The sequence below is a fragment of the Streptomyces sp. NBC_00236 genome (assembly GCF_036195045.1).
GTDB lineage: Bacteria > Actinomycetota > Actinomycetes > Streptomycetales > Streptomycetaceae > Streptomyces.
The window spans coordinates 3,345,420-3,363,448 of the sequence record NZ_CP108100.1 but is presented as its reverse complement, the minus strand read 5'-3'; the positions used below and the strand labels follow the sequence as shown (position 1 = coordinate 3,363,448).

Genomic DNA, 18,029 nt, shown 5'->3' with positions numbered 1-18,029 from the left:
AGCGGTCCGGCGGCCGGAGAGGACCGGCCGCACAGCACCCACGATTCACCACCCGCGAGATTCCCGCTGAGCCCTGTGGACGGCCCACACGATGTGGAAAACTCCCTCACCCGCTCAAGCGACCTTGCCCGCTCACGAGACCTCGCCCGCTCACGAGACCTCACCCGCTCACGAGACCTCACCCGCTCAAGGAACCTCACCCGCTCACGAGACCCCAGGCGCTTTGAGCGACCCCAGGCGCCGAGCGCCTACGGCAGCTCGATCCCCGTCTCGATCCCGTCCAGCGCGTGCGCGCACGGACAGCTCCGGTCCGCTTCCGCCGGCAGCGCGGCCACCGCGTCGAAGAGCACCGAACGCAACCGGTCGACATTGGCCGCGAACACCTTGAGCACCTCCTCGTGGGAGACGCCCTCGCCGGCCTCCGCGCCCGCGTCCAGGTCCGTCACCAGTGTCATCGTCGTGTAGCAGAGGCCCAGCTCACGGGCGAGAACGGCCTCGGGGTGACCGGTCATGCCGACCACCGACCAGCCCATCGCCGCATGCCAGCGCGACTCCGCACGGGTCGAGAACCGCGGCCCCTCGACGACCACGAGCGTCCCGCCGTCCACCGCTTCCCAGTCCCGTCCGCGAGCCGCCGCGAGGGCGGCCTTGCGCCCCTCGGGGCAGTACGGGTCCGCGAAGCCCAGGTGCACCACCTTCGGCGCCACTCCGTCCGGCCGGGTCTCCCCGTCGTAGAACGTCTGGACACGGGTCTTCGTACGGTCGACCAGCTGGTCCGGGACGAGCAGCGTCCCCGGCCCGTACTCCGGCCGCAGTCCGCCCACCGCGCACGGGCCGAGCACCTGGCGTACGCCGACCGAGCGCAGCGCCCACAGGTTGGCGCGGTAGTTGATGCGGTGCGGCGGCACATGGTGGCCGCGGCCGTGACGGGGGAGGAAGGCGACCCGGCGGCCGCCGATCTCACCCAGGAAGACGGAGTCGCTCGGCGCTCCGTAAGGGGTCTCCACGCGTACCTCGGTGACGTCCTCCAGGAAGGAGTACAGCCCCGAACCGCCGATCACACCGATCTCTGCGTTCACCATGCGGTCACAGTAGGCGTTCGCCCGGCGCGCGAGGCAGCCGGGCGGGAAACGCCGAGGACCCCACCGAGTGAATCGGCAGGGTCCCGGTGAAGCCAGGTGTGACGGTCGGACAGGCGCCTCAGGCGGCCGACGAACCGCTCGACGAGGACGAAGAAGAAGAGGACGACGACGAGGAAGACGCCGTCGAGGAGCCGGACGAACCGGAGGAGGACGTCGACGACGAGGACGACGACTTCGCGTCCGATCCCGTCGAGGACGACGATCCGGAACCCGAGGCCTTCGCAGCGGCCGGGGCCGGCGTGCTGCTCGACGAGGATCCGCGGCTGTCATTCCGGTAGAAACCGGAACCCTTGAACACGATGCCGACCGCCGAGAACACCTTCTTCAGGCGTCCATCGCAGCTCGGGCACACCGTGAGGGCGTCATCGGTGAACTTCTGCACCGCTTCGAGGCCCTCGCCACACTCGGTGCACTGGTACTGATAGGTCGGCACTTGTTCCTCCTGGCACTCTGACTCGATGAGTGCTAACGACGCTCCATACTGACGTATTCCGCTGGATCAGTCCACCGTGACCGGTCCGCGGTGACCGATCCCACGTGCCACGGTCCGCCCCGAAGACCTCGGGAGCAGCCGCGAGCGCAGCGCCACCAGCGTCACCAGAGCCAGCACCGTGCCCACCAGCGGCACCAGGAATCCGGTGCTTGCGCCATGGGCGTCCGCGAGCCTCCCGGCCACCGTCACCGCGGCCGCCTGGCCGAGTGCGACCGCACCCGTCAGCCAGGTGAACGCCTCGGTCCGTGCGGAGCCCGGCACCAGGGCCTCGACCAGGGTGTAGCCGCTGATCAGGGCGGGTGCGATGGAGAGGCCGACCAGCAGTCCGAGCCCGGCCAGCAGGGGCACGGAGTGCACCGCCCACAGGCCCGACGCGGTGAGGGTCAGGGCCGCGTATCCGGCGATCAGCCGGCGTCGCGGGCCGGTCTTCCAGGCGATGGCGCCGCAGGCGATCCCGGCCAGCATGTTGCCGGCCGCGAAGATCCCGTACAGCAGACCGTTCGCCCCGGGGCTGCCGATCTCCTCGGCGAAGGCGGTCAGCGAGACCTGCATCCCGCCGAAGACCGCGCCGATCCCGAGGAATGCCACGGCGAGCACGCGTACGCCGGGGATGGAGAGCGCGGAGGCGTGCCGCTGCGAACCGGCGGGGCCGGTGGTGCGCACCGAGGGCTGAGTGGCACGCTGCGCGGCGAAGAACAGGCCGCCGAACAGGGTCAGGGCGGCTTCGGCGATCAGGCCCGCCGCCGGGTGCACTCCGGTGCACAGCGCGGTGGCGAGGACCGGACCGATGACGAAGGTGAACTCGTCCGTCACCGATTCGAAGGCCGCCGCGGTCGACATGAGCGGCGACGCCTCCCGGCCCGGTGCCGCCCCGAGCACGGCGGCCCAGCGGGCCCGGACCATCGGTCCGATCTGCGGGACGGAGGCACCCGTCGGAACGGCCGCGGCGAACAGCGCCCACATCGGGGCGCCCGCCAGCGCCAGCGCGGTCAGGCCCGAGACGGACGCCGTGTGCACGAGGACGCCGGGCAGCAGCACGGCGCGCTGCCCGAAGCGGTCGGCGAGCTTGCCGGTCTGCGGAGCGAACAGGGCCATGGAGACCCCGGTCACGGCGGCGACGGCGCCGGCGCTGCCGTACGAACCGGTGGTGTGCTGGACGAGCAGGACGATGCCGATGGTCAGCATCGCGAAGGGCTGCCGTGCGGCGAAGCCCGGCAGGAGGAAGGTCCACGCACCCGGAGTGCGCAGCAACTGCCCGTATCCGGGGCGGTCGGAGACCGTGGATGCCACGGTCCTTGCCTTTCTGCCGCCTGGTGGCCGTGCCCCTGTAGTACCGGCAGGCACGCGTGTGTGCCGACCCGGTCAGGAGCTGCCGAGAGCTGTCCTCTTCGCGCGGAACTGCGGTAGATGCCGGGCGCTCGCAGAAGGCGGAGGACGCCACGACCGCCATACGGTCGCGCCAGCTCTGCGTCAGGCAGAGTTGGTGGATCAAATAGGTCGATCTAGGTTTTCTTTATGCTACAGGCAAAAGCCCTGGAGCACCTGTGATTGTGTCCAACTCGACCCTTTTGACCTGTGAACGCGGGTGTGTCCTCAGTGGTGCGCCTTGGCATCCCGGGAGGTCCGGCCGTCGTGCTTCCGATGGTCGTCCGTCCTGCCCAGCTTCTTCACCGCTTTGAGCGCGTTGGCCACGTTCGGTCCGGCGAGGGTCTCGTCCGCGGCGTTCCCGCCGGTTCCCAGCCAGCCGGCCAGCTTGCCGCCCTCGCCGATCGCGCGCAGCCGGGCCTCCGTCGCGTCGCGTACGGGGTCGGTCGTCACGACCAGCAGTTCGTCGCCGCGGCGCAGCACGGTCGAGGGTGCGGGCACGAAGCTCTTGCCGTCCCGGACGATCAGCGTCACCGCCGCTCCGGCGGGCAGCCGCAGTTCGCCGACCTCGACGCCGTGCATCTTCGACTTGGCGGGGATGGCGACCGAGAGCAGATGACCGCGCAGCCGTTCCAGGGGTGCCGACTCGATGCCCAGGTCGGCCGCCTCGGACGGGTCGTCGGCGATCTTGAGGGCCTTCGCGAGCCAGGGCAGCGTCGGTCCCTGGATGAGGGTGTAGACGACGACGAGGACGAAGACGATGTTGAAGACCCGGGTGGAGCCCTCGATTCCGGACACCATGGGAATGGTCGCCAGGATGATGGGCACCGCGCCGCGCAGGCCGGCCCAGGACATGAGGGCCTTCTCCTGCCACGGCAGCCGGAAGGGCGCCAGCGAGATGAAGACCTCCAGCGGGCGGGCCACCACGGTCAGCACCAGTCCCACCACGACGGCGGGCCAGAAGTCGTCGATCAGGTCGTGCGGGGTGACCAGCAGCCCGAGCAGGACGAACATGCCGATCTGGGCCAGCCAGCCGAGCCCGTCGGCGAAGCCGCGGGTGGCGGGCCAGTGCGGCAGCTTGGCGTTGCCGAGGATCATCGCGGCGAGGTAGACGGCGAGGAATCCGCTTCCGTGGAGCATCGCGCCCGCCGCGTACGCGGACACCGCGATGGCCATCACGGCGATCGGGTAGAGCCCCGAGGCGGGCAGGGCCACATGCCTCAGTCCGTACGAGCCGAGCCAGCCGACCGCGATGCCGATCGCGGCGCCGATCGCCAGCTCCAGGGCTATCTCGCCGACCAGCACGTACCAGTGGTCGACCGGTCCCACGGTCGAGAAGGCCACGACGAGGATCACCACGGGGGCGTCGTTGAAGCCGGATTCGGCCTCCAGGACGCCGGTGATCCGGGCGGGCAGCGGCACCTTGCGCAGGACGGAGAAGACGGCGGCGGCGTCCGTGGAGGAGACGACCGCGCCGATGATCAGCGCCTGCCGCCATTCCAGGCCGACCAGGTAGTGCGCTCCGGCCGCGGTCACGCCCACGCTCACGCCGACGCCGACGAGCGAGAGGACGACGGCCGCGGGCAGCGCGGGTTTGATCTCTTTCCACTTCGTGCCGAGGCCGCCCTCGGCGAGGATCACGACCAGGGCCGCGTAGCCGATCACCTGCGTCAGTTCGGCGTTGTCGAACTTGACGTCGAAGAACCCGTCCTGCCCCATGGCGATCCCGATGCCGAGATACAGGAGCAGGCTGGGGAGCCCGCTGCGCGACGAGATGCGTACCGCCGCCACCGCGACGAGCAGGACAAGCGAGCAGACGAGCAGGAGTTCGTTGAGCGCGTGGACAGTCAGTGGCCGGTCCTTCCCTGCGTACGCCTGCCGGATCGACTTCCGGTAGCACGGTGGTACTTCGTTACCTTACCTAATCTTTAACGTTTTCTTGATGCCTTCGAGTGTTCGTGCGATCGCTACGCAATTCGAACGATCCCCATACCGCGTCGGACCGGCCTCGACGCTGCGCCTATGGTTGCTCCTGCACTCCCAGGACCACCCTGCCCCTCGAAGGACAGCGATGCCCGCCAACACAACCGCCTCTTCCGGCTCCACCGGTTCCGCCGGCGGCGGGCCGCGCAAGAAGAAGGGGCGACGCGCCCGCCTGATCGTGATCGTCCTGGTGCTGGCGCTCGTCGCGGGTATCGGTTACGGAACGTACTGGTCCGTATCCACTGTGCGAGCCTCGTACCCGCAGACCAACGGGACGATCCAGCTCGCCGGACTCGACAGCAACGTCGAGGTCAAGCGCGACAGCTACGGAATCCCGCAGATCTACGCGGACTCCGACGCCGACCTGTTCCGCGCCCAGGGGTTCGTCCAGGCGCAGGACCGCTTCTGGGAGATGGACGTCCGCCGCCACATGACGGCCGGCCGGCTCTCCGAGATGTTCGGCTCCGGCCAGGTCGAGACCGACTCCTTCCTTCGCACGCTGGGCTGGCGCAAGGTCGCGCAGGAGGAGTACGACACCGTCCTGTCGGACGAGACGAAGAAGAACCTCCAGTCGTACGCGGACGGCGTGAACGCCTACCTCAAGGGCCGCGACGGCAAGGACATCTCCGTCGAGTACGCGGCCCTCGGCTTCACCAACGACTACAAGCCCACCGAGTGGACCCCGGTCGACTCGGTCGCCTGGCTGAAGGCCATGGCCTGGGACCTCCGCGGCAACATGCAGGACGAGATCGACCGTTCGCTGATGACCAGCCGGCTCGACGCGGACCAGATCGAGGACCTGTACCCGGCCTACCCGTACGACAAGCACAAGCCGATCGTCAGCGAGGGCGGGATCTCCCCGGCCACCGGGAAGTTCGACCCGGAGGCGACACCGTCGGACGGCATCGGCTCGGCGACGGCCGAGGGCGCAACCGAGGGCCTCACCTCCCAGCTCGGCGCGCTCTCCGACACCCTTGACGAGATCCCCGCGCTGCTGGGCCCCAACGGCAACGGCATCGGGTCGAACTCCTGGGTCGTCGCGGGCAAGTACACGACCACCGGCAAGCCGCTGCTCGCCAACGACCCGCACCTGGCGCCGCAGCTTCCCTCGCTCTGGTACCAGATGGGGCTGCACTGCCGCGCCGTCTCGGCGACCTGCAAGTACGACACCGCCGGCTACACGTTCTCCGGTATGCCCGGTGTGATCATCGGCCACAACCAGGACATCGCCTGGGGCTTCACCAACCTCGGCGCCGACGTCACCGACCTCTTCCTGGAGAAGGTCTCGGGCGACGGCTACCTGTACGACGGCAAGGTGAAGCCCTTCACCGTCCGCGAGGAGACCATCAAGGTCGCGGGCGGCGACAGCCGGCACATCACCGTGCGCGAGACCAACAACGGCCCGCTGGTCTCCGACCGCAGCGGCGAGCTGGAGAAGGTCGGCCAGAAGGCCCCCGTCAGCAATGCCGCCCCCGACCGGGCGGACGGCTACGGAGTGGCCCTGAAGTGGACCGCGCTGGAGCCGGGTCACTCCATGGACGCCGTCTTCGAGCTGAACCGGGCCAAGGACTTCACCTCCTTCCGCGCCGCGGCCCAGCACTTCGAGGTTCCCTCGCAGAACCTCATCTACGCCGACACCGAGGGCCACATCGGCTACCAGGCGCCGGGGAAGATCCCGGTCCGCAAGTCCGGTGACGGCACGATGCCCAGCCCCGGCTGGTCCTCGTCGTACGGCTGGAAGAAGGACCCGATCCCGTTCGACGAGCTGCCCTACGAGTACGACCCGGCGCGCGGCTACATCGTCACCGCCAACCAGGCCGTGATCGACGAGGACAAGTACGAGCACCTGCTCACCAAGGACTGGGGCTACGGCAGCCGCAGTCAGCGGATCAACGACCTCATCGAGTCGAAGATCAAGGGCGGCGGGAAGATCTCGACCGAGGACATGCAGAAGATGCAGATGGACAACACCAGCGAGATCGCCGCGCTGCTGGTGCCCGAGCTGATGAAGATCAACATCTCGGACAAGGACATCCGCGAGGCGCAGAAGCTGCTGGAGGGCTGGGACTACACCCAGGAGGCCGACTCGGCGGCCGCCGCGTACTTCAACGCGGTCTGGCGCAACATCCTCAAGCTGGCCTTCGGTGACAAGCTGCCCAAGGAGATGCGCGTCGAGGGCGAGTGCCTGAACGTGCCCCCGGCCAAGAGCTCGGGTCCGGTCGACGAGCAGGACCGGCTGGTACGCGAATGCGGCCAGCGCGACGCCGACTCGGCGCAGCCGGACGGCGGTGACCGCTGGTACCAGGTGGTCGCCAACCTCATGGACAAGCCGGACAGCGCCTGGTGGAAGGCGCCCGCGAACCGCAAGGACCGGGCGACCGACAACCGCGAGGAGCTCTTCGCCCGCGCCATGGAGGACGCTCGCTGGGAGCTGACCGCCAAGCTCGGCAAGGACATCACCACGTGGAGCTGGGGCCGGCTGCACCAGCTGACCCTGAAGAACCAGACCCTCGGCACCGAAGGTCCCGGACTGCTCCAGCGGGCGCTCAACCGCGGCCCCTGGAACCTCGGCGGCGGCGAGGCCGCGGTGAACGCCACCGGCTGGAACGCGGCCGGCGGCTACGAGGTCGTCTGGGTCCCGTCGATGCGGATGGTCGTCAACGTGGGGGACTGGGACAAGTCCCGCTGGATCAACCTCACCGGCGCCTCCGGGCACGCGTTCAGCGCGCACTACACCGACCAGACCGACAAGTGGGTCAACGGCGAACTGCTCGACTGGTCCTTCGGGACGAACGCGGTGGCCGGGGCGACGAAGGACACGCTGACGCTGAAACCGTAGGGGCGGGCCGCGGGGCTCCGGGGGCTTGCTCCGGAGCCCCGCGGCCCGGCCGGTGTCCGCAGCCTTCAGCCGTCGGCGAAGCGGCGCGGGCCGGCCGGTGTCACGACGGCGTCCACGGGGTGGTCGTGCGGTTCCTCCGGGACCCGCGCGGTCACCTCGTCGTCGTACAGCAGGACGATCAGAGCGGGGTGCGCCCCGGCCGCCGAGAGACGGGCCAGCACCCGGTCGTAGCTTCCGCCGCCGCGGCCGAGCCGCATTCCGCGGCCGTCCACGGCGAGGCCCGGCAGCAGCACCACGTCGGCGGCCAGGACGGCGTCGGGGCCGAGCGGTGTCCCGGCCGGCTCCAGCAGCCCGCGCCCGGCCTTCCTGAGGCTCTCCGCTCCCTCGTACGGCGCCCAGTCCAGGTCGTTGTCCGCCAGGAGCACCGGCAGCAGGACGCGAACGCCCCGCGCGCGCAGCACGTCCAGCAGGGCGCGGGTCCCCGGTTCGCTCCCCACCGAGACGTACGCGGCGACGGTGCGGGCGCCCGCGACCTCCGGGAGTTCGAGTGCGCGACGGGCCAGAGCCGTGGCGGCCCGCTCGACGGCCTCACCGGTCAGAAGACGTCGTGCGGCGAGCAGTTCACGCCTCAGTAGTGTCTTTGCGGACATGTCGGTGTTCAACGGGGCACCCATAGATCTCTTGTACCGTCATATTTGAGTACAAAGTTAACCGGAGCCTCATCTTCCGCCCATGCGTGACCGTTAAGGTTCTGCGCATGACTCAGTCGAACCACGGGATCAGCAAGGCTGTCATCCCGGCGGCGGGCCTCGGCACCCGCTTCCTGCCGGCCACCAAAGCCACTCCCAAAGAGATGCTGCCTGTCGTCGACAAGCCTGCCATCCAGTACGTCGTCGAGGAGGCGGTCGCCGCCGGACTCTCCGACGTCCTGATGATCACCGGACGCAACAAGCGTCCCCTGGAAGACCACTTCGACCGCAATTACGAGCTGGAGTCCGCGCTGACCCGCAAGGGCGACGCGGAACGGCTGCGCAAGGTCCAGGAGTCGAGCGATCTCGCCACCATGCACTACGTCCGCCAGGGCGACCCGAGAGGCCTCGGCCACGCGGTGCTGTGCGCGGAACCGCACGTCGGCGACGAGCCGTTCGCGGTCCTGCTGGGCGACGACCTGATCGACCCGCGTGATCCGCTGCTGTCCCGGATGGTGGAGATCCAGGAGCGCGAGGGCGGCAGCGTCATCGCGCTCATGGAGGTCCCGCCCGAACTGATCCACCAGTACGGCTGCGCGGCCGTCGAGCCGACCGCCGAGGCCGACGTGATGCGGATCACCGGCCTGGTCGAGAAGCCCGAACCGGCCGAGGCGCCCAGCAATCTCGCCATCATCGGCCGCTACGTCCTGGACCCCGCGGTCTTCGGCATACTGCGCAGGACCGAGCCGGGCCGCGGCGACGAGATCCAGCTGACCGACGCCCTCCAGCTCCTCGCCGAGGACGAGAAGGCGGGCGGCCCGGTGCACGGCGTCGTCTTCAAGGGCCGCCGCTATGACACCGGTGACCGGAGCGACTACCTCCGTGCCATTGTCAGACTCGCGTGCGAACGTGAAGACCTGGGCCCGGACTTCCGGACCTGGCTCCGCAGTTACGTCACCGAGGAGATGTAGCACCTTGAGCAGCACGATCTGGTCGGTGGACGAGCACCTGGAAGACATCCTCGCCGCGGTGAGGCCGCTCGAACCCATCGAGCTGCAACTGCCCGAGGCCCAGGGCTGTGTCCTGGTCGAGGACGTCGTGGTGGAGATCGCCCTGCCGCCCTTCGACAACAGCTCGATGGACGGCTACGCGGTCCGCGTGGCCGATGTGGAGGGCGCCACCGAGGAGTTCCCCGCCGTCCTCACCGTCATCGGGGACGTCGCGGCGGGCGACGCCGGACTGAGCGGCGACCAGCGCGTGGGGCCGGGGGAGGCCGCCCGCATCATGACGGGCGCCCCGCTCCCGGCCGGCGCCGAGGCCGTGGTCCCGGTGGAGTGGACCGACGGCGGCACGGGCGAGGGCCCCGCCGCCACGATGCGCGCCCACAGCGACGCCCCCGAGGGTGCGGCGGGCGAGGTCCGCGTCCACCGCCCGGCCGGGGCCCGCGCCCACGTCCGGGCCCGCGGCAGCGACGTACGGCCGGGCGACCTCGCGCTGCGCGCGGGGTCGGTGATCGGGCCGCCCCAGATCGGCCTGCTCGCCGCGATCGGCCGGTCGACGGTCAAGGTGCGGCCCCGGCCGCGCGTCGTCGTCATCTCCACCGGCAGCGAACTGGTCCAGCCCGGCGTGGAACTGACCGGCGGCCAGATCTACGACTCGAACAGCTTCGCGCTGACGGCCGCCGCGCGCGAGGCCGGAGCGATCGCCTACCGGGTCGGCGCCGTCTCCGACGACGCCGAGACGCTCCGGGCCACGATCGAGGACCAGCTGATCCGCGCGGACATCGTCGTCACCACCGGCGGCGTCAGCGTGGGCGCGTACGACGTGGTCAAGGAGGCCCTGTCCTCCGTCGGCGACGAGGACGAGCCCGGCGGCGGCGTCGACTTCCGCAAGCTCGCCATGCAGCCGGGCAAGCCCCAGGGCTTCGGCTCCATCGGCCCGGACCACACCCCGCTCCTGGCGCTCCCGGGCAACCCGGTCTCCAGCTACGTCTCCTTCGAACTGTTCGTACGACCGGCGATCCGCACCCTGATGGGCCTGCCCGACGTGAACCGCCCGACCGTCAGGGCCTCGCTGGTCACCGACAAGCCCCTGTCCTCGCCGTCCGGAAAGCGGCAGTTCCTGCGCGGGACGTACGACGCGGAAGCGGGCACCGTCACCCCTGTCGGCGGCTCCGGATCCCATCTCATCGCGGCTCTCGCCCAGGCGGACGCGCTGATCGTGCTGCCCGAGGACGTCACCTCCGCGGAGCCCGGCGCGGACACCGAGGTGATCCTGCTCCGCTGACCGGCGCCCGGTGGCGGTACGGTATCTGCCGCTGTGCCTTCCGGGGGACACCCCCCGGACCCCGGACCTGCACCCCGGTGCAGCACCGGGGCAACCGGCGCCCTACCGCTAGGCGGAGTTAGTTGAGTACGCAGAACAGGCTGACGCACATCGACGAAGCGGGGGCCGCCCGCATGGTCGACGTCTCCGCGAAGGACGTCACCGCGCGCGTCGCCCGCGCCAGTGGCCGGGTCCTCGTCTCGCCGCGTGTCATCGAGCTGCTCCGGGGCGAGGGGGTCCCCAAGGGCGACGCCCTCGCCACCGCGCGCATCGCCGGGATCATGGGCGCCAAGCGCACCCCGGACCTGATCCCGCTCTGCCATCCCCTCGCCGTGTCCGGCGTCACGGTCGATCTGGCCGTCGCCGACGACGCGGTGGAGATCACCGCCACCGTGAAGACGACGGACCGCACGGGTGTGGAGATGGAGGCCCTGACCGCGGTCTCGGTCGCCGCGCTCACCGTCGTCGACATGATCAAGGCCGTCGACAAGTCCGCGGTCATCACGGACGTCCGGGTCGAGGCGAAGTCGGGCGGCAAGTCCGGCGACTACCGGCGCACCGTGCCCGGCGGGGCCGACGCATGAGCGCCCCGCAGCCGGATCGTGGCTACCGCGCCCTCGTGGTGACCGCCTCGAACCGGGCCTCCGCCGGGGTCTACGAGGACAAGGGCGGACCGCTGATCGCCGAGGCGCTGTCCGGGCTCGGCCTCACCGTCGACGGGCCGCGGGTCGTGCCCGACGGCGACCCGGTCCAGCAGGCGCTGCGGGACGGGGTGGCCGCCGCGTACGACGTCATCGTGACCACCGGCGGTACGGGCATCTCGCCCACCGACCGCACCCCCGAGGCCACTCTCGCCGTCCTGGACCACGAGGTCCCCGGCATTCCGGAGGCGATCCGCGCGGAGGGCCGTGACAAGGTCCCCACGGCCGCGCTGTCACGCGGGGTGGCCGGGGTGGCCGGACGTACGCTCATCGTCAACCTGCCAGGCTCCACCGGCGGGGTGCGTGACGGACTCGCGGTCCTGAGCCGACTCCTGGTGCACGCCGTCGACCAGCTCCGCGGCGGCGATCACCCCCGACCGGGGAGCCCGAGCTGAACGTCCCGACCTGGCCGGTGATCCTGGTGGACGGCGACGTCACCCTCCGGCCGATAAAGATGCGCGACCAGCGCATGTGGCGCGAGGTCAACCGGCGCAACCGGGACTGGCTGCGCCCCTGGGAGGCGACCGTGCCCCCGCCCGCGCCCGGCGGACCGGTCGCCCAGCGCCCCACGTACCGCCAGATGGTCCGCCATCTGCGTTCGGAGGCCAACGCCGGCCGGATGCTGCCGTTCGCCATCGAGTACGAGGGCCGCCTGGTCGGTCAGTTGACCGTGGCCGGGATCACCTGGGGCTCGATGTGCTCGGGCCACGTCGGCTACTGGGTGGACCAGGAGGTGGCGGGCCGGGGTGTGATGCCGACCGCGGTCGCCCTCGCCGTCGACCATTGTTTCCGGGTGGTCGGACTCCACCGCATCGAGGTGTGCATTCGCCCCGAGAACGGGCCCAGCCGGCGGGTCGTGGAGAAACTCGGATTCCGCGAGGAGGGGATCCGGCCCCGCTATCTGCACATCGACGGCGCCTGGCGGGACCACCTGATCTACGCGCTCACCGCGGAGGAGGTGCCCGACGGCCTGCTCCGGAGGTGGCGCCGGTCGCGTCCGGAGCGCCCCGAGCGGCCGGAGTACCGCTAGGAATGAAATATCTGTTCGAAATTGATCGGGCGGCGACCGCTAACGAACGCGCAAACACCGACTGTTGATCCGAACAATCACAAAAAAAGTCCGTGATATCAGCCGGATCGTGCGACACACCGTGCCAATTGGCGGATGCCTCCACGCAAACCCCTCTACGGTGTGAGATGTGAGCAGCAGCGGCCTCATCTACGCAGTCATTGTCGGGGCCTGGGCCGCCTACTTGGTACCGATGTGGCTCCGCAGGCAGGACGAGCTCAACGAAGCCCGTCCGACGGAACGCTTCAGCACCGCCATCCGGCTGCTGTCCGGACGGGCGGCGATGGAGCGCCGGTACGCCAAGGAGCTGCGGGAGCGCACCGACGAGGAGGCGGCGCCCGACGCCGACCCGGACGAAGTCACGGACCGAATGGATTCCGTCGACGTCCGGGCCTTTTCCGCGCCTCCGGCGCACACCGAGGCCCGGGTCCACGACCCGGCTCGTACGCCGGAGCACTCCGCCCAGGAGCGCGCGGCGCAGAAGCGCCCGGCGCGCGACCGCCCCGAGCCCTCCCTCGATTCCGCCGCCTCCGCACCCGCCTCCGCCCGGCGCCCGCGCCCCGGTGGAATCGACGCGGAGCGCGCCCGGCGTGCGCAGCGCCTCCAGGTCCTCGCGCGCCGCCGACGCACCACCGTGGTCCTCTTCCTCGGCTTCACTCTCGGCGCGGTCGTCGCGGCGGTGGGAGGCCTTCGCTTCCTCTGGGCGCCCGCGGTCCCCGCCGTGCTGCTGAGCACGTACATCGTGCATCTGCGCGCGCAGGAGCGTCGCAGGTTCGCCTTCACCATGGACCGGCGCCGGGCGGAGGTCGCCGCGCAGCGGCTCCGCGAGAGCCGCCCCCGCCGGCACCAGCCGGCCGCGACGGCCCCCGCCGACGCCGACGAGGACCCCGAAGCCCGCCACCCCGCGCCCGAGCCCACGGTCTCGCCGCAGGAGGCGGGCCGCCGCGCCCTGGTCGAGCAGACGGACCACGCGGAGTGGGTCGACCAGCAGCGCGAGCGCGGCCGGGTCCAGGGCGACAGCTGGGAGCCCGTTCCGGTCCCGCTGCCGACCTACGTCACGGCCCCGGTCGCCCCGCGTGCCACGGGCGGCATCGAGGTCGGCAACCCGGAGACCTGGAGCGCGGCCCGCTCCTCCGCCGCCGAACCCGCCCAGCCGGCCACCCCGCAGCCCGCGGCACCCCCGGTGGACCCGGCGCCCCGCCAGCGCTCCGCCCAGTCCCGCCGCGCCCGCGACCGGGGCCGGACCCCGCTCTTCGACCAGTACGACGAGGACGACCGGCCCCGCGCGGCCAACGAGTGAGACGGCCACTCCGCCCGCTGCGACGCCGACTCGGCTGACCAGCACGGAATGGATTTCCGAGCACCCCGGTCGGGGTGCTAAAGTTTCACTCGTTGCAAGGGCCTGTGGCGCAGTCTGGTAGCGCACCTCGTTCGCATCGAGGGGGTCTGGGGTTCAAATCCCCACAGGTCCACCTGCGACTGTTCTTGAGTCAGCTCAGGAATGGTGACGAGATCCCGTCCGATCGAAAGATCGGGCGGGATCTTCGCGTTGCGCCGATGGCTGACCCTGCGCCCGGCGCTGGTTCGATCGATCAGCCGGGAGGGGTGTGAGGTTGCGGCGCGCCGGGCAGGCGCAGTCGGCCGTGGATGTCCAGAGCGGCCGTGGAGTGGTTGAGGGTGATGTAGTGCAGCCCCGGCGCCTCCGCTTCCAGGAGGGTCTGGGCGAGGCCGGTGGCGTGGTCCACCCCTATGCGGTGGGCCAGGGCGGGATCGTGGCGGGCCGCGTCCAGGCGGGCGGCGAGGTCGTCGGGGAACGTGGCGTCGCTGAGTTCGGCGAACCGGCGGATCTGGCGTACGTCGGTGGCGGGCATGATCGCCGGGATGACCGGGGTGTCGCAGCCCGCGGCCAGGAGCCGGTCGCGCAGGCGGAGGTAGTCCTCGGCGCGGAAGAACATCTGCGTGAGGGCGTAGTCGGCGCCTGCCCGGCACTTCGCGGTGAAGTGCCGGATGTCGTCGTCCCAGCTCCCGGAGCGGGGGTGGCGCTCCGGGAAGGCCGCCACCCCGATGGAGAAGTCGCCGCAGGTACGGATCAGCCGCACCAGGTCGGCGGCGTGCCGGAGTCCCCGCGGGTGCGGTGTCCAGGTCCCGCGCGGGTCACCGGGAGGGTCACCGCGCAGGGCGAGGATGTCCCGGATGCCGGCGTCGGCGTAAGCGCCGATGATCCGGCGGAGCTCGGCCACGTCGTGGCCGACGGCGGTGAGGTGGGCGACCGGCCGGAGCGTGGTCTCCTCCGCGATGCGCCGGGTGACGTGGACGGTGCGGGCGCGCGAGGAGCCGCCCGCGCCGTATGTGACCGAGACGAACGAGGGGTGCACCGCCTCGACGCGGCGTAACGCCTCCCACAGGAGGCGCTCGCCCTTCTCCGTACGGGGCGGGAAGAACTCGAAGGAGTACGAGCGCACTCCGGCCGCCAGGATCTCCGCCACGGACGGCCGGGCCCCGGGCGATGCGACGACGGGTGGACGGGCAACGGCCGCCGGGGCGGTGGTCATCGCGCTGCTCCCGCGACCGGCGCCGCCGCGCCGGGACCGCTGCGGGCCGGGGCCGGTGCGGTCTCCAGCAGGCCGGGGTCCGGCTCGTACGTCTGCGGTCCCAGGTTCCGCAGGGCGAGGGTGGCCAGGGCGGATCCGGCCCTGGCGGCACCCACCGCGTCGTGCCCGCGGCCGGTCGCGGACAGGTACCCGGCGCGGAACGCGTCACCGACACCCGTGGGGTCCACGGCCTTCGTGGTGGGCACGGCCTCGACCTCGACGGTGGGCTCGCCGCGGCGGTCGATGCGGCTGCCCTCGGCGCCCCGGGTGGTGATCCAGGTGCCGACCCGGTCCAGGACGTCCCGCTCGTGCCAGCCGGTCTTGTCGAGCAGGAGCGCCCGCTCGTACGCGTTGGTGAACAACAGCTCCGCGCCGTGGACCAGTTCGCGGATGGTGGGGCCGTCCAGCCGGGCCAGTTGTTGTGAGGGGTCGGCCGCGAACGGCATGCCCAGCGTGCGGCAGGCCCGCGTGTGGCGGGACATCGCGGCGGGGTCGTCGGCACCGATGTGCACGAAGTCGATCCCGGGGTTGCCGCGCAGGACGTCGGCGAGGTCGATGGCCGAGGCCTCGGCCATGGCCCCGGCGTAGAACGAGGCGAGCTGGTTGTCCGAGGCGTCGGTGGTGCAGATGAACCGTGCGGTGTGCCTGCTCTCCGATACGCGGACCGCGGCCATGTCGACGCCCAGCGAGGCGAGATGGGCGTGGTGTGCCTCGAAGTCCCGGCCCACCGCCCCCACGAGTAGCGGCCGGTGGCCGAGACGGGCCAGGCCGTACGCGATGTTGGCGGCCACGCCGCCGTGCCGGATGTCGAGGGTGTCGACGAGGAACGACAGCGAGATATGGCCGAGTTGGCCGGCCAGGAGCTGCTCCTCGAAGCGTCCGGGGAAGACCATCAGGTGGTCGGTGGCGATGGAGCCGGTGACGGCGATCCGCATGTCACAGCCCCGCAGCCGTGCGCAGGGCGTCCGTCCGGTCCGTCCGTTCCCAGGTGAAGTCGGGCAGTTCGCGGCCGAAGTGCCCGTACGCGGCGGTCTGCGCGTAGACCGGGCGCAGCAGGTCGAGATCGCGGATGATGGCGGCCGGGCGCAGGTCGAAGACGTCGCCGATGGCGGCGCCGATCCTGCTCTCGTCCACCGCGGCCGTGCCGAAGGTCTCGACGAAGAGCCCGACCGGTTCGGCCCTGCCTATCGCGTACGCGACCTGTACCTCGCAGCGTGTGGCGAGTCCGGCGGCGACGACGTTCTTGGCGACCCAGCGCATGGCGTACGCGGCGGAACGGTCCACCTTCGAGGGGTCCTTGCCGGAGAAGGCGCCGCCGCCGTGGCGTGCCATGCCGCCGTACGTGTCGATGATGATCTTGCGGCCGGTCAGTCCGGCGTCGCCCATCGGCCCGCCGATCTCGAAGCGGCCGGTCGGGTTGACCAGCAGCCGGTAGTGGTCGGTCTCCAGCTTCGTGCCCTGTGCGGCGAGCTCCGCCAGGACCGGCTCCACGACATGGTGGCGTACGTCGGGGGAGAGGAGCCCGTCGAGATCGACGCCGGCCGCGTGCTGGCTGGAGACGACGACGGTGTCGAGCCGGGACGGGCGGCCCTCCCGGTACTCGATGGTGACCTGCGTCTTGCCGTCGGGCCGCAGGTAGGGCACGGTGCCGTCCTTGCGCACCTGCGTCAGCCTGCCCGACAGCCGGTGGGCGAGCTGGATCGGCAACGGCATCAACTGCGGTGTCTCGTCGCAGGCGTAGCCGAACATGAGGCCCTGGTCGCCCGCGCCCTGGCCGTCCAGGTCATCGGCCCGGCCGTCCTTCACGTCGATGCCGAGGGCGATGTCGGGCGACTGCGCTCCGATGGAGACCGAGACCCCGCACGAGGCGCCGTCGAAGCCCTTCGCGGACGAGTCGTAGCCGATCTCGAGGATCTTGTCGCGGACCAGTTGCGCGATCGGCGCGTACGCCGTGGTCGTGACCTCGCCGGCCACATGGACCTGGCCGGTGGTGATCAGGGTTTCCACGGCGACCCGGGAGGCCGGGTCGCTGCGGAGCAGCGCATCGAGAATGGTGTCGCTGATCTGGTCGGCGATCTTGTCGGGGTGGCCCTCGGTCACGGACTCGGAAGTGAACAGACGACGGGACACAGTGCTCCCTCGGGTTGCGGCGGCTACCGGCTCGGACGGGGTGGGGCGGGAGGGGCGGGAGGGGCGGGACGGGCGGGGGCGGCGCCCGGTGGGACGCCGGATCAGGCCGTCGCGCGCGGGCCGCCGGCCGTGGATACGGTCGGCGGCCCGCGCGGCGGCTCCGGCTGGAGGGCTCCGGTTGAAGGGCCCGGTTCGCGGCTCCGGCTGGAGGGCTCCGGTTGAAGGGCCCGGCTGGAGGCTCCGGTTGGAGGGCTCCGGTCGAAGGGCCCGGCTGGCGGCTCCGGCTGGAGGGCTCCGGCGTCTCAGCTCTCCGGGTGGTGCAGCGCGTAGACCGTGTAGGCGTGCGCGTCGGGCTTGGCAAGCTCCGCCGCGCGCTCCCGGACGGCCTGGATGTCGGGGTCGCTCAGCGCCGCCTTGATGTCGGCCTTGCTGCGCCACTGCGCGATGTAGAGGAGCCGCTTGCCGTCATTGCTGGTGAGGAGGTTCACCGAGAGGCATCCCGTGTGGTGCCGGATGTACTTGTCGGCGCACTCGCTCATCAGCTCGGCGAGTTCCTTCTGGTTCTCGGGGGCGACGTCGAAGACGTTGATCATGAAGGCCGCGCCGTCCTCGGCGCGGATGACGGTCTCGGTCATGGTGGTGTGTTCCTTTCCTAGGGGGTGGCACACGCGGGGGGCTTGCCCAGCGGGCTGCCGGGCCTGC

At 71.1% G+C, this 18,029-nt stretch carries 16 protein-coding genes and 1 tRNA gene; 8 read left to right on the top strand and 9 right to left on the bottom strand.

Translation table 11 applies throughout. The annotated features are described in order from the left end of the window. Nucleotides 1–248: 248 nt before the first annotated feature. The 4 genes from OG446_RS15025 to OG446_RS15010 all read right to left on the bottom strand — a co-directional run bounded on the left by OG446_RS15025 (nucleotide 249) and on the right by OG446_RS15010 (nucleotide 4,791). Nucleotides 249–1,082: an S-methyl-5'-thioadenosine phosphorylase gene (locus tag OG446_RS15025; protein WP_328894518.1), complete on the bottom strand. Its 834-nt coding sequence runs from the start codon at nucleotides 1,080–1,082 to the stop codon at nucleotides 249–251. A gap of 118 nt (nucleotides 1,083–1,200) precedes the next feature. After that, on the bottom strand, nucleotides 1,201–1,575 hold the full coding sequence (locus tag OG446_RS15020) for an FmdB family zinc ribbon protein (RefSeq protein ID WP_326661164.1): 375 nt from the start codon (nucleotides 1,573–1,575) through the stop codon (nucleotides 1,201–1,203). Between the two features lie 66 nt (nucleotides 1,576–1,641). Continuing rightward, nucleotides 1,642–2,925 (bottom strand): MFS transporter, encoded by a 1,284-nt coding sequence (locus OG446_RS15015; protein ID WP_328894517.1) that lies wholly within the window; start codon nucleotides 2,923–2,925, stop codon nucleotides 1,642–1,644. Nucleotides 2,926–3,228: 303 nt separating this feature from the next. Then, nucleotides 3,229–4,791, bottom strand: a complete 1,563-nt coding sequence (locus tag OG446_RS15010; protein WP_328894516.1) for a potassium/proton antiporter — start codon at nucleotides 4,789–4,791, stop codon at nucleotides 3,229–3,231. 280 nt (nucleotides 4,792–5,071) lie between these two features. Between OG446_RS15010 and OG446_RS15005 the strand changes: the two genes are divergently transcribed. Beyond that, on the top strand, nucleotides 5,072–7,822 hold the full coding sequence (locus tag OG446_RS15005) for a penicillin acylase family protein (protein WP_328894515.1): 2,751 nt from the start codon (nucleotides 5,072–5,074) through the stop codon (nucleotides 7,820–7,822). Between the two features lie 65 nt (nucleotides 7,823–7,887). Here OG446_RS15005 and OG446_RS15000 read toward each other — a convergent pair whose 3' ends face one another. Further along, nucleotides 7,888–8,472: a 5-formyltetrahydrofolate cyclo-ligase gene (locus tag OG446_RS15000; RefSeq protein WP_328894514.1), complete on the bottom strand. Its 585-nt coding sequence runs from the start codon at nucleotides 8,470–8,472 to the stop codon at nucleotides 7,888–7,890. A 107-nt stretch (nucleotides 8,473–8,579) separates the two neighbouring features. On the opposite strand from OG446_RS15000, the gene galU reads away from it, so the two are divergent. From galU to OG446_RS14965, 7 genes are all read left to right on the top strand, one after another. Continuing rightward, a complete protein-coding gene (gene galU / locus OG446_RS14995; protein ID WP_328894513.1) occupies nucleotides 8,580–9,482 on the top strand; it encodes a UTP--glucose-1-phosphate uridylyltransferase GalU in 903 nt (300 codons plus the stop codon). A 4-nt stretch (nucleotides 9,483–9,486) separates the two neighbouring features. After that, nucleotides 9,487–10,797, top strand: coding sequence for a molybdotransferase-like divisome protein Glp (gene glp / locus OG446_RS14990; protein ID WP_328894512.1), 1,311 nt, complete (start codon nucleotides 9,487–9,489; stop codon nucleotides 10,795–10,797). 122 nt (nucleotides 10,798–10,919) lie between these two features. Next, entirely contained in the window at nucleotides 10,920–11,420 is a 501-nt protein-coding gene (gene moaC, locus OG446_RS14985; protein WP_306070417.1) for a cyclic pyranopterin monophosphate synthase MoaC, read from the top strand. Then, nucleotides 11,417–11,932: a MogA/MoaB family molybdenum cofactor biosynthesis protein gene (locus OG446_RS14980; RefSeq protein ID WP_328894511.1), complete on the top strand. Its 516-nt coding sequence runs from the start codon at nucleotides 11,417–11,419 to the stop codon at nucleotides 11,930–11,932. Before moaC ends, OG446_RS14980 begins: the two co-directional genes overlap by 4 nt. A 17-nt stretch (nucleotides 11,933–11,949) precedes the next feature. After that, nucleotides 11,950–12,567 (top strand): GNAT family N-acetyltransferase, encoded by a 618-nt coding sequence (locus tag OG446_RS14975; RefSeq protein ID WP_328894510.1) that lies wholly within the window; start codon nucleotides 11,950–11,952, stop codon nucleotides 12,565–12,567. A 169-nt stretch (nucleotides 12,568–12,736) separates the two neighbouring features. Further along, a complete protein-coding gene (gene sepX, locus OG446_RS14970; protein ID WP_328894509.1) occupies nucleotides 12,737–13,906 on the top strand; it encodes a divisome protein SepX/GlpR in 1,170 nt (389 codons plus the stop codon). A 98-nt stretch (nucleotides 13,907–14,004) separates the two neighbouring features. After that, nucleotides 14,005–14,078: transfer RNA gene (locus OG446_RS14965), tRNA-Ala, on the top strand. Nucleotides 14,079–14,198: 120 nt separating this feature from the next. Here the strand turns inward: OG446_RS14965 and metF are convergent. The 4 genes from metF to OG446_RS14945 form a co-directional block, all read right to left on the bottom strand. After that, on the bottom strand, nucleotides 14,199–15,158 hold the full coding sequence (metF, locus tag OG446_RS14960) for a methylenetetrahydrofolate reductase [NAD(P)H] (protein WP_328894508.1): 960 nt from the start codon (nucleotides 15,156–15,158) through the stop codon (nucleotides 14,199–14,201). Next, nucleotides 15,155–16,132, bottom strand: coding sequence for a carbohydrate kinase family protein (locus OG446_RS14955; protein ID WP_328894507.1), 978 nt, complete (start codon nucleotides 16,130–16,132; stop codon nucleotides 15,155–15,157). The genes metF and OG446_RS14955 overlap by 4 nt, the downstream gene beginning before the upstream one ends. A gap of 1 nt (nucleotide 16,133) precedes the next feature. Next, nucleotides 16,134–17,327: a methionine adenosyltransferase gene (metK, locus tag OG446_RS14950; RefSeq protein ID WP_328894506.1), complete on the bottom strand. Its 1,194-nt coding sequence runs from the start codon at nucleotides 17,325–17,327 to the stop codon at nucleotides 16,134–16,136. A 302-nt stretch (nucleotides 17,328–17,629) separates the two neighbouring features. Next, a complete protein-coding gene (locus OG446_RS14945; protein WP_328894505.1) occupies nucleotides 17,630–17,962 on the bottom strand; it encodes an antibiotic biosynthesis monooxygenase family protein in 333 nt (110 codons plus the stop codon). Nucleotides 17,963–18,029: the final 67 nt, after the last annotated feature.